A 26,228-nucleotide genomic window follows, 5' to 3' on the forward strand; every position below is an offset into this window, starting at 1 on the left:
ATCAGATGATGGTGTTTTACTTTTCTGTAAAGGCATCACAAAGAAATTTGTGTGCCCTGGTGGTGGAATTGGTAGACACAAGGGATTTAAAATCCCTCGACGTTCGCGTTGTGCCGGTTCAAGTCCGGCCCGGGGCACCATCTCAAAATCTGCGACACTAGCTCAGTTGGTAGAGCGCAACCTTGCCAAGGTTGAGGTCACGAGTTCGAACCTCGTGTGTCGCTCCAGATACGAAAAAGCCCAGCATTTATGCTGGGCTTTTTCGTATCTGTCATTCCTCATGGCTGTTTTCATCAAGGATTCATTTTTAGTGGTGGGCTTTGAATATGCCTCTCACGCTTTTTCTTTTCAGATCTTCTGAGCCGTTTCTTCCATTCCTTGAATTGCTGTTATCGATAGTCTGTTTCCTCTAAAGCACGAACCTTTGCGGTGCAAAACTGCAGCGATACGGTTTGATATGATTAAAAATGAATGGAGTAAACGTTTGCTGTTGTTTGTGATCTCAATCAATATGCAACCTGTGAAAACATATTGCCAGAAGATTTTATTTTGTGATAAATTCGCGCGCAATCTCGGAGCGTAACTTTTACGACATTTGATTCTCTGGGGGATACGCGTAGTGACCATTCAAGCTGATTGTGACACTACGTAGGGTAGGTATCGGCAAAGCCATTTGTCGATAGACGGGATACTAATGCTGTAAACGCAGCATGTTTATGGGAAACCCAACATTGAAACCTTTTAACAACCACACACTAATCAGCTTCATACTGCCGAAATGTCCTGTTTTACAAAACGGATGCATTACGGAACCTTGATTACTTCCCAATATTTATAAAAGTCGCGCTTGTCGTGACGGGTTATCTGTATTTGTCATTTAAGTAATGACGAATGCGGAGGTGTATCTGTATCTCCTGTTATTTAATACTAACGATAATAAATACAGGAAAGAGAATCATTATAATTCAAGGGATTATGTAGTATGAGCACTGCCTTTGAAGTCGATAATACTATCGCAAACTTTTTTTCTTCCCAGGTTCCTGTAGTTGAAGGAACGTATGATTTAACGCCAGATCAAATTCTTATTGATCAGGCGGAGCATGAATCTGAGGTTCGATCTTATCCACGTCGTCTGCCAATCGCGATAAAACAAGCCTATGGTTGTTTGGTTGAAGACACTCGTGGTCAAATCTTCTTAGACTGTCTTGCGGGGGCGGGCACTTTGGCTCTGGGTTATAACCACCCAGAAATCAACCAAGCGCTAAAAGAACAATTGGATTCTGGTTTGCCGTACCAGACTCTGGATATCGCAACATCTGCGAAAACGCATTTCATTAAGTCTGTTAAAGGCTTCCTACCTCAAGAGTTGAGCGACAACTGTGTGATTCAGTTTTGTGGCCCTTCTGGTGCAGATGCTGTTGAAGCCGCGATCAAACTGGCGAAGCAAACCACAGGTCGTAATACCATGTTTGCTTTTCGCGGTGCCTACCACGGCATGACGAACGGCACCATGGGCATGATGGGTAACTTGGGCACTAAGGCTCGTCGTACCGGTTTGATGTCAGACGTACACTTTATGCCTTTCCCATACAGCTTACGTTGTCCGTTTGGTCTAGGCGGTGACGAGGGTGCGAAAGCGAGTATTCGTTACATCGAGCGTCTACTGAACGACGACGAAGCAGGCATCATGAAACCTGCTGCAATCATTGCAGAACCGGTACAAGGTGAGGGCGGTGTTATTCCTGCTCCTGCGTTCTGGCTACGTGAACTACGCCGTATTTGTGATGATCATGGTATCTTGTTGATCTTCGATGAAATTCAATGTGGTGTTGGCAAGTCGGGCTACAACTTCGCGTTTGAAGAAGCGGGTATTGTTCCTGATATTTTATGTTTGTCTAAAGCGATCGGTGGTGGCTTGCCAATGTCACTATTGGTGATCAACAAACAACACGATACATGGAAGCCAGGTGAGCACACTGGTACTTTCCGTGGCAACCAGTTAGCAATGGTGTCAGGTGCAAAAGCACTAGAAATCATCCAGCGCGACAACCTTGTAAAGCATGCAAACGTTGCAGGCCAGTACCTACGCTTTGGTCTTGAGAGCATTCAAAAACGCGTTAACTGTATTGCAGATGTTCGCGGTAAAGGCTTAATGCTGGGTGTAGAAATTAAGAGTCCAAACGGCGAACTAAATAAGTTCGGCGAGCCTTTGTCGGATGGCCAACTTACTCTAGATATTCAACGCGCGGCACTTGAACGTGGCTTGATGGTAGAAAAGGGCGGCCGTGACGGCTCTGTGATTCGTTTCCTTCCACCACTTATCATCTCTTTCGAGCAAATCGACTTTGCCCTCCGAGTATTGGAAGACGCCATTATCGCGGCGGGTGGTAGCCACGTTGAAACAGACCCACAAGAAGAGTGGAAGAAGCACTTCATTCAAACCGGTGAGCTTGGTGGTACTGAGTTTGCGTCTGTGATGAATCACATGACTGCAGCAATGAAGTCAGTGTTTGAGCAGGTGAATTCACCATACTCGGGAATGGAACCTAAACTGCTGGAAGCGGCGATTAACGCGGTCGACCTAGACAACAAAAACGCATCGCTAAAATCAGTGATTGATGAATCAGCAGAGCTTGTTGCGAAGAATGCGATTTTCACTCACCACCCTGATTGTATTGCTCACTTGCATACGCCTCCTCTCATGCCTGCGGTAGCGGCAGAAGTCATGATTGCAGCGTTGAACCAATCAATGGATTCATGGGATCAAGCATCGTCTGCGACTTACGTTGAGCAGAAGGTAATTAACTGGCTGTGTGACAAATTCGAGCTTGGTGATAAGGCGGATGGCATCTTCACTAGCGGTGGCACACAAAGCAACCAAATGGGCTTAATGCTGGCGCGTGACTGGATTGCTGACAAGCTAAGCAACCACTCAATCCAAAAGCTGGGCCTTCCTGATTACGCCGACAAACTGCGCATTGTGTGCTCTAAGAAATCACACTTCACGGTTCAAAAGTCAGCATCTTGGATGGGGCTAGGTGAGAAAGCCGTGATGACCGTCGATGCGAACGCTGACGGCACAATGGACATTACTCAGTTAGATCATGTTCTAACGCAGGCAAAAGCAGAAGGTTTGATTCCATTCGCTATTGTTGGCACAGCGGGTACGACTGATCACGGTGCAATTGACGATTTAGATTTCATTGCTGATATGGCAGCGAAACACGAAATGTGGATGCACGTGGATGGCGCTTACGGTGGTGCATTGATTCTTAGCAGCTACAAATCACGCCTGAAAGGTGTAGAGCGTGCACACTCAATCAGTGTCGACTTCCACAAACTGTTCTACCAAACAATCAGTTGTGGCGCGTTGCTGGTGAACGACAAGTCGAACTTTAAGTTCTTACTTCATCATGCTGACTACCTAAACCGTGAACATGATGAGCTACCAAACTTGGTCGACAAATCTATCGCAACCACGAAGCGTTTTGATGCATTGAAAGTCTTTATGACGATGCAAAACGTCGGTCCTAAGACGCTTGGCGATATGTACGACCACTTATTGGTACAAACACAGCAAGTTGCTGACATGATTCGCAACCACGATCAGTTCGAACTTCTCGCTGAACCAGCACTTTCTACAGTTCTATTCCGTGCAACAAACGTTCCCGTAACAAACGTGTGTGCTGATCTAGATGAACTGAACAAAGCATTGCGTCTTGAAGCGCTGACTCGCGGTATTGCAGTTCTTGGTGAAACCATTGTTGATGGTAAGACCGCTCTTAAATTTACGATTTTGAATCCTTGTTTGACGACAGCGGACTTTGAATCTTTGCTCTTGAAAATCAACACGCTAGCAGTTGAGCTAGTTTAATAAAGGTAACGGAAAACTATGGCAGTTCTACAGATTGGTGCAGGCGGCGTTGGCTGGGTTGTTGCACATAAAGCAGCACAAAACAACGACGTTCTGGGTGATATCACAATCGCATCACGTACTATCGGTAAGTGTGAGAAGATCATCGAATCGATTCAGAAGAAAAACAACCTGAAAGATTCAGCTAAGAAACTAGACGCGCGTGCAGTGAATGCTGACGACGTAGATTCTCTGGTTGCTCTTATTGAAGAAGTCAAACCGGATCTAGTGATTAACGCGGGTCCTCCGTGGGTTAACATGCCAATCATGGAAGCGTGTTACCGAGCAAAAGTTTCATACTTAGATACATCAGTAGCAGTAGACCTATGTTCTGAAGGCCAACAAGTACCAGAAGCTTACGATTGGCAGTGGGGCTACCGTGAGAAGTTCGAAGAAGCGGGTATCACAGGTATCCTAGGTGCGGGTTTCGATCCAGGCGTAGTATCAGTATTTGCGGCGTACGCAGTGAAGCATCTGTTTGATGAAATTGACACTATCGACGTAATGGACGTGAACGCAGGCGACCACGGTAAGAAGTTTGCGACGAACTTTGACCCAGAAACGAACATGCTTGAGATCCAAGGCGATTCGTTCTACTGGGAAAATGGCGAGTGGAAACAAGTACCTTGTCACTCTCGTATGCTAGAGTTCGATTTCCCGAACTGTGGTTCACACAAAGTGTACTCAATGGCGCACGATGAAGTTCGCTCAATGAAAGAGTTCATCCCTGCTAAACGCATTGAATTCTGGATGGGTTTCGGTGACCGTTACCTAAACTACTTCAATGTAATGCGTGATATCGGCCTATTGAGCCCAGATCCGCTAACGCTACACGATGGTACAGTCGTACAACCTTTACACGTATTAAAAGCGATGTTGCCAGATCCAACGTCTTTAGCGCCAGGCTACACTGGCATAACGTGTATCGGTACTTGGGTTCAAGGTAAGAAAGACGGCAAAGAGCGTAGCGTGTTTATCTACAACAACGCAGACCACGAAGTGGCTTACGAAGATGTAGAACACCAAGCGATCTCTTACACAACAGGTGTGCCAGCAATTACAGCTGCGTTGCAATTCTTCCGCGGCGAATGGGCAGATAAAGGTGTGTTCAACATGGAACAACTAAACCCAGACCCGTTCCTAGAAACAATGCCAACTATCGGCCTTGATTGGCATGTTCAGGAATTAGAAGCAGGTCAAGGTTTGCCGCTGATTCACGAACTGAACAAATAAGTTTAAGGTTAAACTTATTTAGATTACTCGAGCAGTCATGGCGTGAAGCCGTGGCTGCTTTTGTCGTATTTAAGGTTACCCCCCCCCAGCCTCCCCTTGAAAAGGGGAGGAGCAAAGACAGGCCGATCTTAGTTTCAAATCTTCCACTTTTAAAAGGGGGGAAGCTGAGGCAAACCGAGTACGGTTTCCACTTTCCTTTGTAAGGAGAGGAACAGGGATTTACTGGGTATAGCTTCAATCTTTCCACTTTTTTGGCAAGAGTAGAGGTGGCTTGGTTTAATCCTCCCCCTTTCTAAGAGGGTGTTAGAGGGGGTTAATCGTTGATAAATGGTTAGTTATGAGTAAAGAGCAACTGAAAACCCCGTACTTCATGATCAATGAAGACAAGTTGGTTGAGAACTTAGAGAAAGCAAAACAGCTGAAAGATATCTCTGGTGTGAAACTGGTGTTGGCACTGAAGTGCTTCTCAACATGGGGCGTGTTCGACATCATCAAGCTTTACTTAGACGGGACAACCAGCTCTGGCCCGTTTGAAGTAAAGCTTGGCTATGAAACTTTCGGCGGAGAGACACACGCATACAGCGTGGGTTACAGCGAAGATGATGTCCATGAAGTAGCCGATATCTGTGACAAGATGATCTTCAACTCTCAGTCACAGTTGGCGGCATACCGTCATATTGTTGAAGGCAAAGCGTCGATTGGTTTGCGCTTAAACCCTGGTGTGAGCTACGCAGGTCAAGACTTAGCGAACCCTGCTCGTCAGTTCTCTCGTCTTGGCGTACAAGCAGACCATATCAAGCCGGAAACCTTCGATGGCATTGATGGCGTGATGTTCCACATGAACTGTGAGAACAAAGACGTCGATGCGTTTATTGGCTTGTTGGATGCTATCTCTGAACAGTTTGGTGAGCATTTAGATAAGCTTGATTGGGTAAGTATGGGCGGCGGCGTGTTCTTCACATGGCCGGGTTATGACATTGAGAAGCTAGGCTTAGCACTAAAAGCTTTCTCCGAGAAGCACGGTGTACAAATGTATTTGGAGCCGGGCGAAGCCATCATTACCAAGACCACGGACCTTGTGGTTACCGTAGTGGATGTCGTAGAAAACGTGAAGAAGACGGCGATTGTGGATTCTGCAACGGAAGCGCATCGCTTAGACACGCTTATTTACAATGAACCCGCGTCAATTCTAGAAGCCTCTGAAAACGGCGAGCATGAATACGTGATTGGTTCTTGCTCTTGCTTAGCGGGTGACCAGTTCTGCGTGGCGAACTTCGACCAACCGCTTGAGATCGGCCAACGTCTACATATTCTAGATAGCGCGGGCTACACCATGGTTAAGCTGAACTGGTTTAACGGTCTGCGTATGCCTTCGGTATACTGTGAACGTTCAAACGGCGAGATTCAAAAGTTGAATGAATTTGATTACTCAGATTTCAAACGCTCTCTGTCTCAATGGACAGTGAAGTAATCCTATTTCATTTGGTTGAACGTAAAAAGAGCAGCATAACGCTGCTCTTTTTTATTGGATGAAAGCGTTTGAATAGTGCGTTAACCTTCCACAATAACGCGTGTATCTTCACTTAATGCTTCAAGCTCATTCGCTACGTCATCAATGCCCAACTCACTTGGTAACTTAATCGCCATTTTTGCGCTGAAGAGGCTCGAGCTAACGCCACCTCCGCCAGCAATAAACACACGTTGGCAGTCCATATCGAGAATAGAGATGCCTTGCCCGTCGAGGACATGAGTGATTTCATTGACGATACCAGCTCGATCGTTCGCATCCAGACGTAATTGAAAAACCGTATCTTCTGAGTGAGCATGCGGCTCTGAATCAACAAATTTTACGACCAATGTTTGGCACGCTGAAAACGCTTCTTTAACAATGTCTGCGTTTTCTTCAGGAAGTTCAACCTTGATAACACCGGCGACCTGATCTTCAATAAAGTTCACTTTACTGATTAACCATTTGCCGTCGTTTTCGTGTGTAACAGCTGCAAGCTGTTTAATGGTCGCTGGTGATGCCTGACCGACAAAATTAACGATAAACACTGTGTTCATAATGTCCCCTCCCGGAATAAGGTTTGGGTGCGGCACGGTAGACGTATCGCTATAGTTATTTGGGCTTAAGGTTCAAGAACTTAAGTTAATAGAGTTTTTCCTTAAATTCAGTGTAGATGTTGGGGGAGGGGTAGGTTTGACAAAGGTCAATTTTTGACGCTAATTCGTGATGCAAATAATGAAAACTATGCTTGGGGCACAAAAAAAGCAGCCCGTGAGCTGCTTCTTAAATGTTTGGTTTTAGAAGGTTACCTTCATTTCGAAACCGTAGAAGACGTTGTCGTAGCTTGCGCCAGCGTCCATCGCGAATTTCGCTGCGTCTTGGTTGCCGAACCATGGGGACGAGCTGAACTGGAATTCTGCGCTACCACCCCAAGCATCGGATACCCAATAGTGGATATGACCTACAGGGTTTAGGAAGAACAGAGATACATCACCCATCGTTTCTGAACCCATCACTTCACCGCCGCCGGCAATAATGTCCTGCTCGGCTGTTAGCATCATTTCACCTACCACGGCACCAAAAAATGGAGTAATAAACAAGTCTTGCCATGATGGGATTTCTGCAAATGCTTCTACGCCGTATTCCCAGAAGAAAGTCGACATGGTCGCTGAGTATAGGAACGATTCAAACTCGTTGTAACCCGCGTGACGTGCAGCCGTATAGTAAACACCGCCAAAGTAAGGGTGCATAACGTAGTTTAGGAAGTGTTCATCACGATCCCAAACTGGACCGCTTGAAACGTTGTCTTTCCATTTACTACCAAGCTTACTCATGTCACGATCTTCATCGTCCCATTTCGTGATGCTTTCAGGTAACAGTGTCATCAAACCGACGGTTGCGACACTCAAGCCAAGAATGGTGTATGTCTGCCCCATTAAATAGTCCCAATCTTTATCTTTAGGGATGATGAGGTGTTTTGGTTGAAGACCAGCGTCAAGGTTTAAAGAGTCATCATTATCCAGACCCATAGCGAAACTACGATTTTGTGGCTCGAAGCTATACAGAGTGGTTGTTTCGCAGTAACCTGACAAGCAATCAGGCGTGTAAGAAAACTCAATATGATTAGTCATATCGTACTGGCTTGCGTTTGCTGAAGCAGATGCTGTCAGAACAAGACCACTTAGCGTTTTCTTGAACATGGATGATTTTGACACAGAGGTCTCCGAGTTGTTGGTTTGATGATCGGGCTCACAATTATCCCTTAAAAGAACAGCCATTTAAATACTTGACCTACATTTAATCTCAACAATTTGACTAAGAGATTAGTCTAATAAAAAGAAAACGATATAGGCACAATGTCGAAAAAAAGTGAATTTTGCCTATTTCCAGGAGTCAGTTGTGAAAATTTCGATGCTTAGTACCGGAGAAGAAGTGCTTCACGGTGATATTGTTGATACGAATGCAGCTTGGTTGTCGAGCTTGTTTTATCAACATGGATTTGGCTTAACCAAGCGCTCGACGGTCGGAGATAAACAGTCGAGCCTTATTGAAGAATTTCTCATGCTTAGCTTTAACAACGATGTTGTTATTGTTAATGGAGGTTTGGGCCCAACTACAGATGATATGAGCGCCGCTGCAGCGGCAAAAGCCGCCGAATGTAAATTAGTACTGTTCAAAGATTGGTTAGAGAATCTGGAGTCGATGTACGCTCGTCGTGGTATCCCAATGCCAGCCAGCAACCTCAAGCAAGCGATGTTGCCAGAGACGGCAGAAATCGTAGATAACCCAATCGGCACCGCTTGTGGTTTTAAGATGCTGATCAATGATGCGGTTTTCTATTTTACCCCTGGTGTGCCAAGTGAATTTAAGTTGATGGCAGAGGCGCAGATTCTGCCTGATTTAAAAAAACAGTTTCCTGAAATCGAAAGCTCGTCATGCAGTCGAATTTATACCTTTGGTCTCTCTGAATCTGGTATTTCTGACAAGCTCGATCAAATGAAATTGCCGCAAGGTTATGAGCTTGGCTACCGCTCTTATTTGCCTTTTATCGAAGTGAAGCTGTTTGGGCCATCTAATCAACTAGAGCAGCGTATGAAGCTCATGCAGCTCATTCACAAACACCTTGAGAGCAACACGGTGAGCGTTGACACACCAATGGTTGAGCACGTCGGCCACTTGCTGGTGGAGAAAGGGTTAACCTTATCGGTTTCTGAGAAGAGCAGTGCCGGGCATTTAACTTATTGGCTCAATGGCGATGAGAACGTCGAAAAACAATTTGGACATGGATGGGTGCTCTCAGCGCAGAGCCAAACCATTACTGATGAAGGTGATCCGTTAGCGGCGACGTTTGCGTTGGCGGGGGCGACGCGTGAGAAGTGTGGTACTGATTTAGCGTTAGTCACAGGTAAGCTTGATGAGGGCGTTTTCTCTGTCGCACTTTCCACTTCAACGGGAGAGTGGGGCGCGTTGTATAAGTTATCGAGAAAATACCAGCGTGACGACCAAGTGAAAGTCATCAGCGCGGCGGCACTAGATATGCTACGTCGTTATTTGGAACGCAAGCCAATGTCTGCACAATACGCTTTCTTAGAGAAAGTCAAAGAAATGCACATTCCAAGTAGTGCGCTTTAGGCTAATGGCAGACTGCCCAATTTACATAGCAAAAAGCCAAGACGATTGTCTTGGCTTTTTTGTATTTGTTAGAGCTAAGCTTATGCGCGTTTTTCTTTCATCGCATAGTTTACGCCACTAAGCGAAACACTGGATTTCGCTTTGCAAATACAAGGCAGAATCTCATCTGGCTGAGTGTAAGCCATTGCAAAACCTACATACTCTACTTCACCAGATTCTAACTTGCAGCGACAAGCACCACAGTGGCCGTCTCGGCAGTTATATTCTGGTAACAGTCCAGCTTGCTCCATCGTCTCCAAAATAGTATTGGATGGGTTAGACTCAATGCTGACGAGTTTGTTGATTTTGATGCTTGGCATTACAGCTCAAATCCTTCGAAGTCGTCTGCGCTTACTTCGTTGTCAATTTGACCAACAAGGTAAGAAGAAATCTCTGCTTCTTGTGGCGCTACTTGAACGTTATCCGATGACAACCAAGCGTTGATCCATGGGATAGGGTTCGTTGTTGCTTCTGGGTATGCCATTGGTAGACCTACCGCTTGCATACGGATGTTGGTGATGTACTCAACGTATTGGCTCAGGATATCTTTGTTCAGACCGATCATTGAACCGTCTTTAAATAGGTACTCTGCCCATTCCTTTTCTTGCTCAGCCGCTTCTTTGAAAAGATCAAAACAGTCTTGTTTTGCTTCTTCAGCGATTTGCATGAATGTGAAGTCATCTTGGCCGTTGCGTAGCAAGTTGATCATGTGTTGCGTGCCGTTCAGGTGAAGGGCTTCATCACGTGCGATCAGCTTGATGATTTTCGCGTTACCTTCCATCAGCTCACGCTCTGCGAAAGCGAATGAACAAGCAAAACTTACGTAGAAGCGGATGGCTTCTAGTGCGTTTACTGACATCAAGCACACGTACAATTTCTTCTTCAAGTCGTACAGGCTAACTTTAACCGTTTCGCCATTTAGAACGTGCTCGCCTTCACCGTAGCGGTGGTAATCATTTGTCGCTTGGATCAAATCATCATAGTAGTGTGCAATGTCTTTCGCGCGCTTTAGGATATGCTCATTTTTAACGATGTCATCGAATACAACACTTGGGTCATTCACGATGTTACGGATGATGTGCGTGTATGAACGAGAGTGGATCGTTTCAGAGAAAGACCAAGTCTCAATCCATGTTTCTAGCTCTGGCAAAGAAACAAGCGGAAGTAGTGCTACGTTCGGGCTACGACCTTGGATTGAATCTAGAAGCGTTTGGTACTTCAAGTTTGAGATGAAGATGTGCTTCTCGTGATCTGGTAGCTTGTTGTAATCGATGCGGTCGCTTGACACGTCAACTTCTTCTGGACGCCAGAAGAAAGACAATTGTTTTTCGATTAGCTTTTCGAAAATTTCGAATTTTTGTTGGTCGTAACGAGCAACGTTCACGGATTGACCAAGGAACATTGGTTCCTTTAGCTGGTCATTTTTGTTCTGGTTAAAAGTACTGTAAGCCATAATGCCTCAATTCCTTTTAGACCTCCCCAAGAGGGGAGGCGTTCGATAGTCTGTTTTTACGTATTGTTCAGTTGGGAAGATTAAATCTTACAACCGCCGCCTGCACAATCGTCATCTTGTGGTTGAACTGCGTCTTTCTGGTCGTCTTTCGCGCCATCACGAGTGTTATGGTAGTAAAGTGTCTTCACACCAAACTTATACGCAGTTAGCAGGTCTTGAAGAAGCTTCTTCATTGGAACCTTGCCAGTTTCGTAACCTGATGGGTCGTAGTTTGTGTTAGCTGAGATCGCTTGGTCAACGAATTTCTGCATGATACCCACAAGATGCAAGTAACCGTCGTTAGAACCGATGTTCCAAAGCAGTTCATAGTTGTCTTTCAGCTCAGTGAAATCAGGCACAACTTGCTTCAGGATACCGTCTTTCGATGCTTTTACTGATACATAACCACGTGGTGGCTCAATACCATTTGTTGCGTTCGAAATTTGAGAAGAAGTCTCTGATGGCATCAGCGCAGTCAGTGTTGAGTTACGTAGACCGTGTTCAACGATTTCTTTGCGTAGACTATCCCAGTCGTAATGAAGTTCTTCTTCACAGATAAGATCGATGTCTTTCTTGTAAGTGTCGATTGGCAATAAGCCTTTCGCGTAGTTCGTTTCGTGGAACGAAGGACACTTACCTTGTTCTTTCGCAAGTGCTACCGATGCTTTCAATAGGTAGTATTGAATCGCTTCGAATGTACGGTGCGTTAGACCGTTTGCGCTACCGTCAGAGTATTTAACACCGTTCTTCGCTAGGTAGTATGCGTAGTTGATAACACCAACGCCCAGCGTACGACGGTTCATTGTCGACTTGTATGCTGCTGGTAGTGGGTAATCTTGGTAATCAAGTAGTGCATCTAGTGCACGGACTACAAGTTCAGATAGCTCTTCGAAATCATCAAGAGATTTGATTGCACCAAGGTTGAACGCAGAAAGCGTACATAGTGCGATCTCGCCTGAGTCATCTTCAACGTTCTTCAGAGGCTTAGTTGGCAGTGCGATCTCTAAACATAGGTTTGATTGACGAACTGGCGCGACTTCTGAGTCGAACGGGCTGTGAGTGTTACAGTGGTCTACGTTCTGAATGTAGATACGACCCGTTGATGCACGCTCTTGCATTAGCAGAGTGAACATTTCAATCGCTTTAACGGTCTCTTTCTTGATTGAAGGATCGTTCTCGTATTTCACGTATAGACGTTCAAATTCTTCTTGGTTTTCGAAGAATGCGTCATATAGGCCTGGTACGTCAGATGGTGAGAACAGCGTGATGTTGCCACCCTCTACCAAGCGTTGGTACATCAGTTTGTTTAACTGAACACCGTAATCCATGTGACGAACACGGTTCTCTTCAACACCACGGTTGTTCTTAAGAACCATCAGTGAACGAGCTTCACCGTGCCATAGTGGGTAGAACACCGTCGCAGCACCACCACGAACACCACCTTGAGAACAACATTTCACTGCAGTTTGGAAGTATTTGTAGAATGGGATACAACCAGTGTGGAATGCTTCACCACCACGGATTTCAGAACCTAGCGCACGGATACGACCTGCGTTGATACCGATACCAGCACGTTGAGATACATAACGTACGATTGAGCTCGCCGTTGCGTTGATAGAATCAAGGCTATCACCACACTCGATCAGCACGCATGAGCTGAACTGACGAGTAGGAGTACGTACACCAGACATGATCGGTGTAGGTAGAGAAATCTTAAATGTCGATGTCGCATCGTAGAAACGCTTGATGTAATCAAGGCGTGTTTCTTTCGGGTAATTTGCGAACAGACAAGCTGAAACTAGGATGTATAGGAACTGAGCACTTTCGTAGATCTCGCCAGATACACGGTTCTGTACGAAGTACTTACCTTCTAGCTGTTTTACAGCAGCGTAAGAGAAGTCTAGATCGCGTTTGTGGTCTAGGTACGCATCAAGTTCGTCTAGTTCTTCTTTTGTGTAGTCTTCCAGAATGTGCTGATCGTACTTACCCATATCAATAAGACGAGCTACGTGATTGTATAGCGTTGGCGGCTCGTATTGGCCGTATGCTTTTTTACGTAGGTGGAATACCGCTAGGCGAGCAGCTAGGTATTGGTAGTCCGGTGTTTCTTCTGAAATCAGGTCTGCGGCAGACTTGATCATCGTCTCATGGATATCTGACGTGGTGATGCCGTCGTAAAACTGGATGTGAGCACGCAGTTCTACTTGAGATACTGAAACGTTGTTAAGACCTTCGGCAGCCCAAGTGATAACGCGATGGATTTTTTCCAGATCGATAGTTTCTTTACGGCCATCACGCTTGGTGACGGTAAGTTGTTGGTTCATTCTGCTTTATTTCCCTAAGAAAACTGATAAAAGCCGTGTTTTTGTTTGTTTATGTGCAAAACTTGTAAAATTTGCGGCGGCTTTGTGATCAAAGTCTATCTATATATTGTAGCTTAAACACAACATATAGGGGTTAATTTGTTTTCGAGTTACAAGATAGTGCTGTTACCCCAATTTTTCAAGGCACAGGTTTGGGATGACTTGTGGATAACTAACAAAATAAAAAAAATCAGTAAGTGAACACTAACCGATGAGAAAAGGGCGGACTTGAATGGGGAAAATTACGTTTTTCAGATCGGTTCATAAATAACCGCATGTAAAAATATTTTCCTTGATCTTTGATAGTTTTTGTCTGTTAAAAATAGATTGGTCAAAATGGAATCTAGAGCACTATTTTTATACAGAATATGACAAAAAAAGCGGTGCATTTATGCTACCGCTTTTCACTTAATTTCATATTTTAATGAAAGGATATCTCTTGGCGAGATGGTGACATTATCAATACTTCTGAGTGTGCACGATGTAGTTTACATCCACATTACGGCCTAGTTTGTAACTGTCGTTTAGCGGGTTGTAATGTAAGCCGGTGATGCCCATTTCTGTTAGGTCAGTTTGGTCTATCATCTTCATCATTTCTGCTGGCTTAATGAACTTTTCATGGTCGTGCGTGCCTTCAGGAACAATCTTTAATAGTTTTTCAGCACCCACAATCGCAAGCAAGTAAGATTTGATGTTGCGGTTTAGTGTAGAGAAGAAGACATGGCCACCAGGTTTCACAAGTGCCGCACACGACCGAATAACTGAAAGCGGGTCTGGCACGTGCTCAAGCATTTCCATACAAGTGACGACATCGTAAGACCCCGCATTTTCTTCTGCATGGTCTTCAATCGTGCTTTGGATGTAAGTCAACTTGGTGCCTGTTTCAAGCGCATGAAGACGAGCAACTTCGAGAGGCTCTTTACCCATATCTAGCCCGGTAACGACGGCGCCTTCTTTTGCCATACTCTCGGCAAGGATGCCACCACCGCAGCCAACATCGAGCACTTTCTTCCCAAACAGGCCATCGGCTTTGTCTAGGACATAGTTCAAGCGAAGCGGGTTAATTTGGTGAAGAGGTTTGAACTCGCCCTCTAAATCCCACCAACGAGAAGCCATCTCTTCGAATTTCTTAATTTCACTAGGGTCGACGTTTTGTGCTTTAGTCATGATAGTTATATCGCTTCGCTAATAGTCCTTTGGAAGGCGCGATTATACTCCAATGGTACGATACGTTAAAACTGCTTCTTTTCTCACAATCGCTACAGGGGAGATTTTTGAACGACGTTGGTGGAAATATAGTCAGTTTTCAGAAAGATATGGGATGAATGTGCAAATTCTCTTCATTTAACTCATAACGAAGCTCACAACCTGATAAAAGGAGCGGGAAAGTGATGCCCCGTTGATGAATTGTGTGTTATATTTTTGCACCTTACACGTATCGTAATTACGATCAGATAATAGAGGGATAATGGCTCTATGAGCGATTTAGCTAAAGAGATCACGCCCGTAAACATTGAAGATGAGCTTAGAGGTTCATACCTAGACTACGCGATGTCAGTAATCGTGGGTCGTGCTCTTCCAGATGTGCGTGATGGCCTAAAACCAGTACACCGCCGCGTTTTATTCGCGATGAACGTACTAGGCAACGATTGGAACAAACCATATAAAAAATCAGCCCGTGTTGTCGGCGACGTAATCGGTAAATATCACCCACACGGTGATAGTGCTGTGTACGACACAATCGTACGTATGGCTCAGCCGTTCTCACTTCGTTACATGCTGGTCGATGGTCAAGGTAACTTTGGCTCGATCGATGGCGACTCTGCTGCGGCAATGCGTTATACCGAAGTACGTATGGCGAAAATTGCCCACGAGCTTCTGGCTGACCTAGATAAAGAAACCGTGGACTACGTACCTAACTACGATGGTACGGAGCAAATCCCAGCGGTTCTTCCAACGAAAATTCCTAACCTATTGGTAAACGGTGCTTCTGGTATCGCGGTAGGTATGGCAACCAACATCCCGCCACACAACCTTGGCGAAGTGATCGATGGCTGTCTTGCATTCATCAATAATGAAGAAATCACCATTGATGAACTGATGGATTACATTCCTGGTCCTGATTTCCCTACGGCAGCACTTATCAGCGGTCGTAAAGGCATCGTAGACGCGTACAAAACTGGTCGTGGCAAAATCTACATGCGTTCAAAAGCGGACATCGAAGTGGAGAAGAATGGTAAAGAAACCATCATCGTCACTGAAATCCCTTACCAGGTAAACAAAGCTCGCTTGATCGAAAAGATCGCTGAGCTAGTGAAAGATAAGAAAGTAGAAGGCATCAGTGCACTGCGCGACGAGTCGGATAAAGACGGTATGCGTATTGTTATTGAATGTAAGCGCGATGCAGTGGGTGAAGTTGTACTAAACAACCTTTACGCACAAACTCAGCTTCAAACCACTTTCGGTATCAACATGGTTGCGCTAAACAACGGCCAACCACAGCTATTCAACTTAAAAGACATGTTGAAGTGCTTCGTTGACCACCGTCGTGAAGTTGTAACTCGTCGTACTATCTTCGAACTACGCAAAGCGCGTGAACGTGCTCATATCCTTGAAGCACTGTCTCTTGCTCTTGCAAACATCGATGAAGTTATTGAGTTGATCAAAAACGCACCAACACCAGCAGAAGCAAAAGTTGGCTTGGTATCGCGTGGTTGGGATCTTGGTAACGTAGCATCAATGCTTGAGCGTGCTGGTACTGATGCAGCTCGTCCAGAATGGCTAGAAGATCAATACGGTATCCGTGATGGTCTGTACTACCTAACTGAAACTCAAGCGCAAGCAATCCTAGAACTTCGTCTACACCGCCTAACCGGTCTAGAGCACGAGAAGATTCTTGATGAATACAAAGCACTTCTAGAAGAAATTGCAGAGCTAATGCATATCCTTGCAAGCACTGAGCGTCTAATGGAAGTGATCCGCGAAGAATTAGAAGCAGTTCGTGATAGTTACGGTGATGTTCGTCGTACAGAAATCACAGCAGCAACCCATGACATTGACATGGAAGAGCTGATTGCTCGTGAAGACGTGGTTGTGACTCTGTCTCACGAAGGTTACGTTAAGTACCAAATTCTAAGCGACTACGAAGCTCAGCGTCGTGGTGGTAAAGGTAAGAGTGCAACGAAGATGAAAGATGAAGACTTCATCGAGCGTCTACTTGTTGCAAATACTCACGATAACATCCTATGTTTCTCTACTCGTGGTAAGACTTACCGTCTGAAAGTTTACCAATTGCCGCATGCAACTCGCACTGCTCGTGGTAAGCCAATCGTAAACATCCTTCCGCTAGAGGAAGGCGAGCGTATTACTGCAATCCTTCCTGTTGATGAGTTCTCTCCAGAGAAATTTATCTTCATGGCAACGGGTGACGGTACGGTTAAGAAGACCCCACTAAACCAGTTTGCAAACGTACGTTCAAACGGTCTAATCGCTGTTAACTTGCGTGATGATGACTCGCTAATTGGTGTTGATATCACCAACGGCGATAGTGACATCATGCTGTTCTCTAAAGCAGGTAAAGTGGTTCGCTTTAGCGAAGACAAAGTACGTGCAATGGGTCGTACAGCGGCGGGTGTTCGCGGTATGAAGTTAGCAGACGATGACCAAGTGGTTTCTCTGATCGTTCCATCGAACGAAGGTGACATCCTAACCGTTACTCAAAACGGTTATGGTAAACGTACTGAACTAGCAGAATACCCAACGAAAGGTCGTGCAACTCAGGGCGTTGTGTCTATCAAGGTTTCTGAACGTAACGGTCCAGTAGTTGGTGCGGTACAAGTAGAAGAAGGCGACGAGATGATGATGATCACCGACGCTGGTACTCTAGTTCGTACACGTGTTGCAGAAGTTAGCCAAGTTGGTCGTAACACTCAAGGTGTGACTCTGATCCGTACAGCAGAAGACGAATCAGTGGTTGGCCTACAGCGTATCGATGAAGTTGAAGAAGTTGAATTGCCTGAAGGCGAAGAAGCAGAAGCAGCCGAAACGACAGAAGTGAATGCAGAGCAACAAGCACCTGAAGCGCCAAAAGCAGATGACGCAGAAGAAGGCTCTGAAGAAGAATAATCTTCACCTTCATAGCTAAATGTGAAAGCCGAGCGAAATGCTCGGCTTTTTTGTATTTGTATCACCGCAATTCAAATCATAAACCAGTAAACTGTGCGTACATTCTCCGATAGGTCGTGTTATGTCTGTTTGGTTTTTTGTTGCCATCACGTTGATGGGTTTGTTCATCGTCTTGTTGTCCTTGAGCGCGTCTCGAATAAAACCGGCAAAATGGTTTGGTTTTTGCGTATTAGTTTTCGTTCTGACGACCGCTGGCTTTTTGCTATTTCGACAACCGCCGCCACCGCCGATTCAAGCCGAAATGTCACGCATGATGACCACTCGCGACATCATGGAAGAGATTCAAACCCAACTTCGGGAGGAGCCTAATAATGCCGAGCTTTGGTTCCAGCTAGGGCAGGGCTATTTGCTCGAAGGAGAGTTTGATGGTGCTCTTATTTGTTTCGACTACGCGATCCAATTGACTGACCCTGTCAGTGCTACTCAGCTTGCCGCTAAAGCGACGACCCTGTATTACATTCATAAGCAAGCAATGACGGATGAAGTGGGTTTGTTGCTTGAACAAGCGCTACAACTTGAACCTCACAATGAAGCGGCTTTGTCTTTGATCGCAAATGACCATTTTTTGTCATTCCGCTTTCAGGAGGCCATTGATACTTGGGTACTATTATTAGATTCTAATGATCCAAACTTAGATAGAGTGCAAATCATTAACTCTATCAACAAAGCAAAAGAGCTGTTGTAGGCGTACAATTTAATAAGCAGTAGAGGGAAAGGTGGGCAACGAATGAAAAATAAAGCACTGAGCATATTGGTTTTGCTGTGCGGCTCTATATTGGCGGGTTGTAGCTCTTCCGATCATTCTGGCTCTTCCTCTTCGGTTTATTATTCTTCAGGTTACTATGATCCTTGGTGGTACGATCATGACGACTACTGGATTTATTACTACCCGGGTTGTTGCGACAACGACGATGAATACAAAGAGAAGCTCGAAGAATGGTGGAATGGCTTAGATGAAGACCAACAGCAATCGATTAAAGACAAGGTAGAAGATTGGAAGGACGATGATATGTCCGCCAATATTGACAATATGAAGCGTCAGTTAGACGACCATTGGCAATCGCTTCCTGAAGAACAAAAGCAGGAGATTCAAACCAAGTGGGAAAATCGTCCGGAGCGTATTGAGCCTGCAGCTTTACAAGACAAAGCCTTGAAAGAAAAGGTTCAACAAAGAAAAGCATTACCTGAAACGAAAATCCAGCGACCAGTTGCTCGTCCAAATGTGCAGATGCCTAAAGCACGTCCAAATATCCAACCTAGGCCGAGGCTTCCTCGTCGCTAGTGAATCTAATTTTTATCTCTCGATAAGATCGAGGGTGAAGAAATAAAGAAAGGGGCGTACTGTGCGCCCCTTGTCGTATCTATTTAACCATATCTGTCAGTTTAATTAGTACGTGGCTTCGCGTTCGGCTGCAGCCTTATCCCAATCTGGAGCAATGGTTTCCAAGAAGTCTTTCTTATCGGCGTTCATTTTCTCCATGTCCATACCGAGTGCTTGCTGCGCTTTCGCTTTAGTGGAGATGTCCGGGATCTGTACTGGTTCGGTAATGCCTTTCTTCGCAAGTAGACGAACAAGTTTAGTACGCGCATCCGCAGCACGGTCAACGGCGGTACCGAGCACTTCGAGCGCAACTTCAGGTGCATGCATGTGGACACCGTGAGACGCTATTGCATAGTCCCAACGCCATTGTGCGTGACGGATGTCTTGTAAGATTGGTTGCATTTCTTCTTCTGTTGCACCGGCATCCCAAGCCGCTCCTGCTTCAAAGTGTGCAGCAACGATTTGTTTCTCGGCGGTTAGCTTCATGTTCAATACTTGCGCCTTACGTGTTGAAACGATGCCCTGTAGCTGCTCTTTTGTTTGAGTGTGGCATTGCGCGCACGTATCATCAAAGCGATCAAATGGGTTACCGACTTTATGATCGGTATACACAGTGCCATCTTCTTTGGTTACTTTCGGCATGTGACAGTCTACACAAACTACTTTGTTCTTACCGTGGATGCCTTCTCGCCAAGTTTCGTAACCAGGGTGTTGTGCTTTTAACATGGGTGCTTTAGAAACGGCATGCGTCCAATCTTTGAAGTTTAGTGCGTCGTAATACTTCTCCATGTCGTTTACTGAAGTTCCCATATCCCAAGGGAATTTGACCGCTTTTGTTGGGCCTGTGAAGTAGTATTCAACGTGGCATTGTGCACAAACAGAGGCTTGTTGATCGAGGCGGGATTGCTCATCAAATTTTTTGCCAATCGTATCAAAAGCTCGCTCAACATACGGGCGAGTGACCGCAAGTGCTGGCTCGCCATTTTTGAACTCCTCAGAGCGAGTATCGTGACAGTCAGAGCAGCCAATAGGATTTACGATTTCTGAGCCCAAGCGTGCCCATTTTCCCTCGAAATACCCATCTTCACCTCGTTCATCAATCACACGTGCGACATCTGGGCTCTTACAGCTCCAACACGCCATTGGCATGGGACCTGATTTTTCATCGGTGGGAGCACCAGTGCGAAGTGTTTGACGAACATCATCGAGAGCGTAAAAGTGCCCGCGAGCCTTATTGTAGTCTTTAGCGAAGCCATAGCCAGCCCAAAGAATGACCATATTAGGGTCTTCTCCGAGTGCATCTTCAATATGTTCGCTTTCAGATGTCGCTTTCCAAGAATGGTATTGGTCAGGGTGGTTTTGTTCGAAGGCGTCATTGCGTGGATCGATGAGACCTTTATCTTCCGCCGCCAACGGAGCGCCGACCAAAAATAATTGGCTGGCAAATAAGGTCGCAACCGCGATAGGTGTGCTCATCCAGTGTTTTATGCTCACGGTGTTATCTCCATATTCATTTTTATTAGCAGCGTTGTGAGAAGCTATTCCAAATAAGAATCGGAGATCTACTGTTTATAATATGGCTTAATTAAATAGATGAAATAGTGAGCGGAACTTGTTTTGTTTTAGATCAATTTATACCAGTGATCTCAATCATGTTTGAATTTATATAACCCTAAAGGGGTAGTTATCAATGCTTTGTTTGATAAGGGGTTAGCTTTTTAACCATTTTAAAAATAGGGTGATTAAGCTCGCTTTTTGAACGGTTGTCTCTACCTCTTATGAATAATAGAGGTATTATAAATATAGGTTTAGCGTTGTGGCTTTCTGAAATAAGAATTGATGTCATTTGAAGATGTTAAAAATATCTTCAGAGGAAATTAATTGTCGCTCAAATAAATAATTGAGAATAATTATCACTTATTTAAGAGCTAAGGAAAGAAAATATGGGCAATATAAAATTGGCCATAGAGACAATGTTGAAACTTCTCTTCATCTTTGCCGTCTATGGTTTTTCCATCGCCGCCCATGCGACTTCTTCAGAGCTAGTTGAAGGTGCTCAAACCGAGCGCCATCAAGTCGAATTAATCCGTGACAGAGACTATAAATGTCTCCAGTGTCATAAGGACGCCAAAGATACTCTGAATCTATCGCATGACCCGCAAGCTCTATTAAGCCAGGGCAAACAGCTCAACTGCACGAATTGTCATAGTAATATCGGACCCGATCACCGTGAAGGGGCTTCGGAGGTGATTAAGTTTTCCGCAGTACAATCTCAAGCAGTTCACGATAAAGTCTTTCTTGATCCAAGTTTAATCCTTAAAGCCAATAGTCAATGTGTGGATTGTCATACACCGTTGAAGTTACGTGAAAGTCACTGGACGCATGATGTACACGCGAAAAACCTGACGTGTTCAAATTGTCATGATGTGCATGCTGCGAAAGCCAAAGCGCTGGCATACGACCGTAAAGAGCTGATTAAGCAATGTGTCGACTGTCACTCTGAATTTGCCATCGAGCCTGAACTTGCAAAAGAGGAGGAGAGATAGCATGAAATGTTCTAGAAGAAATTTCTTAGCCGGTAGCGGCGCACTGATTTTGACCACAGGCGTTGCAGGCACTTCCGTTGTGAGCTCTTCTCTTTATGCCAGTGACAGTGAGCGAGCTAAACGTTTAGGTATGGTACACGATGAAACGGCTTGTATTGGTTGCACCGCGTGTACTGATGCGTGTCGTGAAGTGAATAATGTTCCGGAAGGTGTGACTCGTCTTAAAATTCATCGAGGAGAGCCGATAGGGGAATTCCCTGATGTGGAATACCAATTCACTCGTGAATCTTGCCAGCACTGTGATAACCCACCTTGTGTGTATGTTTGTCCAACAGGTGCTGCATATAAAGACGAAACGACAGGCATCGTCGATGTGCACAAAGAGAAATGTGTCGGCTGTGGTTATTGCTTAGCGGCCTGCCCTTACCAAGTGCGCTTTTTCAACCCTGTTGACCACTCTGCAGATAAATGTAATTTCTGTCGCGATACCAATTTAGCGCAAGGTAAACAGCCTGCTTGTGTGGAGTCTTGTCCGACGAAGGCACTGATATTTGGTGATTTGAACGATCCGACGAGTGAAGTGAGCAAAGCGATAGAAGGCCACGTTGTTTACCGGGATAAATCGCACCTAGGTACGCAACCTAAGCTGTATAAAATTCCGCATAGCAAAGGGGAGGTGTCATCATGAACGGCTTTGAAAGTGCTTTCCACTTTGACTCGTTAGTCTGGGATTGGATTATCGCGATCTATTTGTTCTTAGCGGGTATGTCCGCTGGTGCGGTGATGATTGCCATCTATCTAAAACGTAAAGTCATCGAGGGTGACCCAGCAAATAACGGCATCATGAAGGCCATGGCTTGGTTGGCGCCATTTGGTATCATTGCTGGTTTGGTTATTCTGATTTTCCACCTAACTAAACCGCTAGAGTTTTGGAAGATCATGATTTACTACAATCCGACTTCCGTGATGTCGATGGGCGTTATCCTGTTCCAAGTGTACATGATTGTGTTGTTTGCCTGGATCGGCGTAATTTTCCGCCATCCTATCATCAACTTCTGTGAAGGAAAGCTGCCAAGTAAGCTACTGGACTTTGTTGATGGTCTGCTTATTAAGTTAGGTAAAGGCAACAACGCCATAGAACTTTTTCTGGGATTTTTAGCGATAATCTTAGCTGCATACACCGGTTTCTTACTGTCTGCATTGAAGACCTATCCAATGCTTAACAACCCAGTGCTGCCTATTTTATTCTTGTTCTCGAGCTTGTCTTCTGGCGCAGCGGCTTGCTTGATGTTCGGAATTCTCGTCTTTAAAGAACCGACTAGCAGCCCTAGCGTGTCTTGGGTTCACGGGTTTGAACGCCCAGTGGTGTTGTTCGAATTGTTCGTATTGGTGACATTTTTCACGGGCTTAATCTTCAGTGGAGGGCAAAATGAAGCAGCTGCGTGGAACGCGATATCCAGTGGCTTTTGGGCGCAGTGGTTCTGGGTTGGTGTAGTACTAATAGGTATGCTAACACCTCTTACCATGAACAGGCTGATACCTTCAGAAGTGCGCCATAAAGGCAGTTATGTCTTTGTCGTTACCACTTTGAGCTTGGTCGGTGTAATCATGCTACGTACGTTCATCCTTTATGCAGGCCAAATGACGGTTGTATAAGGAGGTAAAATGGAAGCTGAATTGGGGTTTTTCTTACTGGTATTGGTGGTCATGGCGTCCAGCAGCGCAGCATTGTTGCACTGGTTTCGACGTGCTATCGGAAAGAACGTGGCGTTAACACATCAAATTGCCACGTCGCACATCATCAGTTTAGCTTCCGTTATCTGTCTATTGCTTCTTGTTCTTTGTTTCATTAAAGACAACTTCGCTCTTGAATATGTCATAGCTCACTCTAATAGCCATTTGCCAGTCGCTTTTAAGGTTGCTGCCGCATGGGGAGGGCATCAAGGCTCGATGCTGTTTTGGGTGGTAACGCTTAGCTTGTGGGCGTCATTTATTGCGTTCAAATCTCCTATTAGTACGCAATATACAGGTGACTGCTTAGGCATCATGAACGTCTTAATAGCCGTCTTTGCGTGGTTCACATTAACAACTTCTAACCCCTTTGAATACGCTCAAGTCCTAGCTACAGAAGGACGAGACTTGAATCCGATGTTGCAAGACATTGGGCTTATTATTCATCCACCACTGCTTTATTTAGGTTATGTCGGTTATGCCGCGATATTGGCCTTTGCTTTAGCTGCTTTGCTGGGTAAATGTCCTCTGAGTGAATGGTACGGGATTGCTCGTCGTGCCGCTTTCTTTGCTTGGGGGACACTCACTGTCGGTATTTTGGTTGGCTCTTGGTGGGCTTACAACGAGTTAGGGTGGGGCGGTTGGTGGTTCTGGGACCCAGTAGAGAACGCTTCATTATTACCATGGTTAACCGGAACCGCACTGTTACACAGCGGAGTTCTAGCTCAAAGACATAAAAGTGCTCTATGGAGTACCTATGCGTTGGCATTTGCGACTTTTAGCTTGAGTATTTTGGGAACATTCATTGTGCGCTCTGGGGTTCTTACCTCGGTGCATGCTTTTGCGGTTGATCCAACCAAAGGCTTATTACTGCTGGCGGTGTTGAGTCTGTTGGTCGTGGTCACTTTTGGGATACTTATCGTTCGAGGTGACGGCATCAAAGCTTTTAAGCTAGTTTCTCTTCTTAGCCGAGCATACTTGACTTACGTTGCGATAGGTTTGTTCGTCATTACTACAGCGATTGTTTTCTTGGGTACGTTCTACCCGATGGTCTACCAACTGTTAGGACTTGGTAATATTTCCGTTGGTGCTCCTTACTTCAACAGCTTGCTATTCCCATTGTCATTATTAGCATTGGGCGTAATGGCGATTATTCCTTTGCTTAGGTGGCAAAAGGGAGCGGATAAAAATGCTTTTATCTTTGCCTTGATTGCTATGATGGCAGTGGTGAGCTCTGCTTTCGTGTTTGTTTTCTCGGTTGAAAGCGTGCGTACAACCAGTTTGATCACGATTATGTTAGCGGTGTGGGTTGTGGTCGCCCATTTTTTGCTGATATTAACGTCTGAGGCTAAGGTGACGCTGGTTCCTATGGTAATGGCACATATTGGTTTTGCCTTCGCCGCAACTGGGGCGGTGATAAACAGTGACTATTCTTATGAATATCATTTGCGAGTTGAGCCTGAGAGCTCGCACCAACGTTCAGACGTGAGTATTGATTATCATGGCATTGAGTGGGTAATTGGTCCAAATTACACCGCAGAACGAGCGAGTATTTATCTTCATTTGGAAGATGGTCGTACCTTGTCCCTTCAACCGGAAAAACGCCATTATCCAGTTCGAGTTATGAATATGACCGAGCCAGCCATTCGTTCATTGTGGCATGGAGACTACTATGTCACGCTAGGCGATAAAGTAGATTCCAATGCCTATGCAATTAAACTTCAGTATCGAGCCGGTATCTGGTGGATTTGGAGTGGTGGGCTAATCGCAGTATTTGGTGCGTTAATGACACTCGCGAACAAAAGAAAAAAGGTGGCACATGGTGTCGAAGAATACGCTTAAGTTGTTTTTTCTTGTTAGCGTTGTAGCTTTGTTTGCTGCTCTTACGGCAACCGCTCTGTCTGACAGGCCCAATGTTGAATTGTCTGAGCAGCGCAAGTTGGTGATTCCTAGCTTTACCTCGATATCATTGCTTTCTGAAAAGGAAGTAAACCAAACCGTGTTTAAAAGCGAAGGTTATAAATTGCTGAATATTTGGGCTTCTTGGTGTGGAATATGCAAGAGTGAGCACGATGAATTACTTCTATTAGCAGAGCAGGGTGTACCCATCATTGGTTTGAATTATCGAGACCAAAAACAAGCCGCTCGTGAATATTTGAGCTTTAAACGAAATCCATATAAAGAGGTAATCAGTGATCCCAATGGAAAGCTTGCTGTTGAACTTGGTGTAATAGGTACACCAGAAACTTACTTGATTGATCAAAATGGAATCGTGTTGATCAAATATCGTGGAGAGCTCACTAAAGATAAATGGAATGATATATTTTCGGAGTATTTTGATGTTTCGATTTAATTATCTACTCGCCTGTTTGTTGGCTTTTACGTTATTTTCATCTTTAGTGAAAGCGGAAGACATTAAGCAGAGTGTTGATCTATTTCAGTTTCATTCTGTTGAAGTGCAACAACAGGCAACCGCTCTAGCCAAGACATTACGCTGTCCTCAATGCCAAAATCAAAACCTTGTTGAATCAAATGCCCCAGCGGCAAAAGACTTACGTTTAAAGGTCTACACGATGGTGAATGAGGGGAGTAGAGAACAAGAGGTCAAAGAATATTTAGTTGCAAGGTACGGGAATATTGTTCTTTATCAGCCGCCGTTTAATTATTCCACAGCATTGTTGTGGATCTTTCCTGCGCTATTTTTGATCTTTTTTGTCTTATATTCGATCCGAATGACAAAACGTAATTAATGTGATGATAATTCCA

Annotated in this window: 20 protein-coding genes and 2 tRNA genes; 15 read left to right on the forward strand and 7 right to left on the reverse strand. The window is 45.0% G+C overall.

Translation table 11 applies throughout. The features are described from left to right. Positions 1 to 53 precede the first annotated feature (53 nt). From OQJ86_RS05370 to nspC, 5 genes are all read left to right on the forward strand, one after another. Positions 54 to 140, forward strand: a tRNA-Leu gene (locus tag OQJ86_RS05370). 11 nt (positions 141 to 151) lie between these two features. Further along, a tRNA-Gly gene (locus OQJ86_RS05375) sits at positions 152 to 227 on the forward strand. Positions 228 to 982: 755 nt separating this feature from the next. Next, a complete protein-coding gene (locus OQJ86_RS05380) occupies positions 983 to 3,874 on the forward strand; it encodes a pyridoxal phosphate-dependent class III aminotransferase (RefSeq protein ID WP_265986998.1) in 2,892 nt (963 codons plus the stop codon). A gap of 18 nt (positions 3,875 to 3,892) precedes the next feature. Next, positions 3,893 to 5,146, forward strand: a complete 1,254-nt coding sequence (locus tag OQJ86_RS05385) for a carboxynorspermidine synthase (protein WP_265987000.1) — start codon at positions 3,893 to 3,895, stop codon at positions 5,144 to 5,146. A 337-nt stretch (positions 5,147 to 5,483) separates the two neighbouring features. Next, on the forward strand, positions 5,484 to 6,617 hold the full coding sequence (gene nspC, locus OQJ86_RS05390; RefSeq protein WP_265987002.1) for a carboxynorspermidine decarboxylase: 1,134 nt from the start codon (positions 5,484 to 5,486) through the stop codon (positions 6,615 to 6,617). Between the two features lie 80 nt (positions 6,618 to 6,697). On the opposite strand, the gene OQJ86_RS05395 is transcribed toward nspC, so the two are convergent. Further along, on the reverse strand, positions 6,698 to 7,210 hold the full coding sequence (locus OQJ86_RS05395; protein WP_038871841.1) for a glycine cleavage system protein R: 513 nt from the start codon (positions 7,208 to 7,210) through the stop codon (positions 6,698 to 6,700). Between the two features lie 240 nt (positions 7,211 to 7,450). Further along, positions 7,451 to 8,353 carry a DUF3943 domain-containing protein gene (locus OQJ86_RS05400; RefSeq protein WP_038871838.1) on the reverse strand — a complete coding sequence of 301 codons (903 nt, stop codon included), beginning with the start codon at positions 8,351 to 8,353 and terminating at the stop codon, positions 7,451 to 7,453. Positions 8,354 to 8,552: 199 nt separating this feature from the next. Between OQJ86_RS05400 and OQJ86_RS05405 the strand changes: the two genes are divergently transcribed. Beyond that, positions 8,553 to 9,785, forward strand: a complete 1,233-nt coding sequence (locus OQJ86_RS05405) for a CinA family nicotinamide mononucleotide deamidase-related protein (protein ID WP_265987006.1) — start codon at positions 8,553 to 8,555, stop codon at positions 9,783 to 9,785. Between the two features lie 80 nt (positions 9,786 to 9,865). Here the strand turns inward: OQJ86_RS05405 and yfaE are convergent, their stop codons facing one another. The 4 genes from yfaE to ubiG form a co-directional block, all read right to left on the reverse strand. Then, positions 9,866 to 10,144, reverse strand: a complete 279-nt coding sequence (gene yfaE / locus OQJ86_RS05410) for a class I ribonucleotide reductase maintenance protein YfaE (RefSeq protein WP_005443370.1) — start codon at positions 10,142 to 10,144, stop codon at positions 9,866 to 9,868. After that, positions 10,144 to 11,277, reverse strand: a complete 1,134-nt coding sequence (gene nrdB / locus OQJ86_RS05415) for a class Ia ribonucleoside-diphosphate reductase subunit beta (RefSeq protein ID WP_265987010.1) — start codon at positions 11,275 to 11,277, stop codon at positions 10,144 to 10,146. The genes yfaE and nrdB overlap by 1 nt, the downstream gene beginning before the upstream one ends. Positions 11,278 to 11,357: 80 nt before the next feature. Beyond that, the gene (gene nrdA, locus OQJ86_RS05420; protein WP_038871826.1) at positions 11,358 to 13,640 is read right to left on the reverse strand and encodes a class 1a ribonucleoside-diphosphate reductase subunit alpha; all 2,283 of its coding nucleotides are present in this window, start codon (positions 13,638 to 13,640) and stop codon (positions 11,358 to 11,360) included. 498 nt (positions 13,641 to 14,138) lie between these two features. Next, a complete protein-coding gene (gene ubiG, locus OQJ86_RS05425) occupies positions 14,139 to 14,846 on the reverse strand; it encodes a bifunctional 2-polyprenyl-6-hydroxyphenol methylase/3-demethylubiquinol 3-O-methyltransferase UbiG (protein WP_265987014.1) in 708 nt (235 codons plus the stop codon). Between the two features lie 309 nt (positions 14,847 to 15,155). Between ubiG and gyrA the strand changes: the two genes are divergently transcribed. From gyrA to OQJ86_RS05440, 3 genes are all read left to right on the forward strand, one after another. Then, on the forward strand, positions 15,156 to 17,804 hold the full coding sequence (gyrA, locus tag OQJ86_RS05430) for a DNA gyrase subunit A (RefSeq protein ID WP_038876068.1): 2,649 nt from the start codon (positions 15,156 to 15,158) through the stop codon (positions 17,802 to 17,804). Between the two features lie 121 nt (positions 17,805 to 17,925). After that, positions 17,926 to 18,549, forward strand: coding sequence for a tetratricopeptide repeat protein (locus tag OQJ86_RS05435; RefSeq protein WP_042602730.1), 624 nt, complete (start codon positions 17,926 to 17,928; stop codon positions 18,547 to 18,549). A gap of 42 nt (positions 18,550 to 18,591) precedes the next feature. After that, complete coding sequence (locus tag OQJ86_RS05440; protein WP_042605894.1) at positions 18,592 to 19,146, forward strand: hypothetical protein; 555 nt, start codon at positions 18,592 to 18,594, stop codon at positions 19,144 to 19,146. A gap of 105 nt (positions 19,147 to 19,251) precedes the next feature. Here OQJ86_RS05440 and nrfA read toward each other — a convergent pair whose 3' ends face one another. After that, entirely contained in the window at positions 19,252 to 20,679 is a 1,428-nt protein-coding gene (gene nrfA, locus OQJ86_RS05445) for an ammonia-forming nitrite reductase cytochrome c552 subunit (protein WP_038871812.1), read from the reverse strand. Positions 20,680 to 21,128: 449 nt separating this feature from the next. Here nrfA and nrfB point away from each other — a divergent pair, with 449 nt between their 5' ends. The 6 genes from nrfB to OQJ86_RS05475 are packed head-to-tail and all read left to right on the forward strand — an operon-like array spanning position 21,129 to position 26,212. Next, on the forward strand, positions 21,129 to 21,731 hold the full coding sequence (gene nrfB, locus OQJ86_RS05450) for a cytochrome c nitrite reductase pentaheme subunit (protein ID WP_265987022.1): 603 nt from the start codon (positions 21,129 to 21,131) through the stop codon (positions 21,729 to 21,731). Position 21,732: 1 nt separating this feature from the next. Further along, a complete protein-coding gene (gene nrfC / locus OQJ86_RS05455) occupies positions 21,733 to 22,419 on the forward strand; it encodes a cytochrome c nitrite reductase Fe-S protein (protein ID WP_039977595.1) in 687 nt (228 codons plus the stop codon). Beyond that, entirely contained in the window at positions 22,416 to 23,387 is a 972-nt protein-coding gene (gene nrfD / locus OQJ86_RS05460; RefSeq protein ID WP_265987026.1) for a cytochrome c nitrite reductase subunit NrfD, read from the forward strand. Before nrfC ends, nrfD begins: the two co-directional genes overlap by 4 nt. A gap of 9 nt (positions 23,388 to 23,396) precedes the next feature. Beyond that, a complete protein-coding gene (locus OQJ86_RS05465; RefSeq protein WP_265987028.1) occupies positions 23,397 to 25,304 on the forward strand; it encodes a heme lyase CcmF/NrfE family subunit in 1,908 nt (635 codons plus the stop codon). Beyond that, complete coding sequence (locus OQJ86_RS05470) at positions 25,282 to 25,815, forward strand: DsbE family thiol:disulfide interchange protein (protein WP_038871805.1); 534 nt, start codon at positions 25,282 to 25,284, stop codon at positions 25,813 to 25,815. The genes OQJ86_RS05465 and OQJ86_RS05470 overlap by 23 nt, the downstream gene beginning before the upstream one ends. Beyond that, positions 25,802 to 26,212 carry a cytochrome c-type biogenesis protein CcmH gene (locus tag OQJ86_RS05475; RefSeq protein ID WP_265987030.1) on the forward strand — a complete coding sequence of 137 codons (411 nt, stop codon included), beginning with the start codon at positions 25,802 to 25,804 and terminating at the stop codon, positions 26,210 to 26,212. Before OQJ86_RS05470 ends, OQJ86_RS05475 begins: the two co-directional genes overlap by 14 nt. The last annotated feature ends 16 nt before the right edge of the window (positions 26,213 to 26,228 follow it).

The sequence above is a fragment of the Vibrio sp. Sgm 5 genome (genome assembly GCF_026241575.1).
Lineage (GTDB): Bacteria > Pseudomonadota > Gammaproteobacteria > Enterobacterales > Vibrionaceae > Vibrio > Vibrio jasicida.

Excerpts from the sequence above, each read along its gene's own strand:
- nrdA (WP_038871826.1), bottom strand. The coding sequence starts at position 13,640 with ATGAACCAACAACTTACCGTCACCAAGCGTGATGGCCGTAAAGAAACT.
- OQJ86_RS05400 (WP_038871838.1), bottom strand. The coding sequence starts at position 8,353 with ATGTTCAAGAAAACGCTAAGTGGTCTTGTTCTGACAGCATCTGCTTCA.
- OQJ86_RS05435 (WP_042602730.1), top strand. The coding sequence starts at position 17,926 with ATGTCTGTTTGGTTTTTTGTTGCCATCACGTTGATGGGTTTGTTCATC.
- OQJ86_RS05470 (WP_038871805.1), top strand. The coding sequence starts at position 25,282 with ATGGTGTCGAAGAATACGCTTAAGTTGTTTTTTCTTGTTAGCGTTGTA.
- gyrA (WP_038876068.1), top strand. The coding sequence starts at position 15,156 with ATGAGCGATTTAGCTAAAGAGATCACGCCCGTAAACATTGAAGATGAG.
- nrdB (WP_265987010.1), bottom strand. The coding sequence starts at position 11,277 with ATGGCTTACAGTACTTTTAACCAGAACAAAAATGACCAGCTAAAGGAA.
- nrfD (WP_265987026.1), top strand. The coding sequence starts at position 22,416 with ATGAACGGCTTTGAAAGTGCTTTCCACTTTGACTCGTTAGTCTGGGAT.
- nrfB (WP_265987022.1), top strand. The coding sequence starts at position 21,129 with ATGGGCAATATAAAATTGGCCATAGAGACAATGTTGAAACTTCTCTTC.
- nspC (WP_265987002.1), top strand. The coding sequence starts at position 5,484 with ATGAGTAAAGAGCAACTGAAAACCCCGTACTTCATGATCAATGAAGAC.
- yfaE (WP_005443370.1), bottom strand. The coding sequence starts at position 10,144 with ATGCCAAGCATCAAAATCAACAAACTCGTCAGCATTGAGTCTAACCCA.
- OQJ86_RS05465 (WP_265987028.1), top strand. The coding sequence starts at position 23,397 with ATGGAAGCTGAATTGGGGTTTTTCTTACTGGTATTGGTGGTCATGGCG.
- OQJ86_RS05395 (WP_038871841.1), bottom strand. The coding sequence starts at position 7,210 with ATGAACACAGTGTTTATCGTTAATTTTGTCGGTCAGGCATCACCAGCG.
- nrfC (WP_039977595.1), top strand. The coding sequence starts at position 21,733 with ATGAAATGTTCTAGAAGAAATTTCTTAGCCGGTAGCGGCGCACTGATT.
- OQJ86_RS05440 (WP_042605894.1), top strand. The coding sequence starts at position 18,592 with ATGAAAAATAAAGCACTGAGCATATTGGTTTTGCTGTGCGGCTCTATA.
- ubiG (WP_265987014.1), bottom strand. The coding sequence starts at position 14,846 with ATGACTAAAGCACAAAACGTCGACCCTAGTGAAATTAAGAAATTCGAA.
- OQJ86_RS05475 (WP_265987030.1), top strand. The coding sequence starts at position 25,802 with ATGTTTCGATTTAATTATCTACTCGCCTGTTTGTTGGCTTTTACGTTA.
- OQJ86_RS05380 (WP_265986998.1), top strand. The coding sequence starts at position 983 with ATGAGCACTGCCTTTGAAGTCGATAATACTATCGCAAACTTTTTTTCT.
- OQJ86_RS05385 (WP_265987000.1), top strand. The coding sequence starts at position 3,893 with ATGGCAGTTCTACAGATTGGTGCAGGCGGCGTTGGCTGGGTTGTTGCA.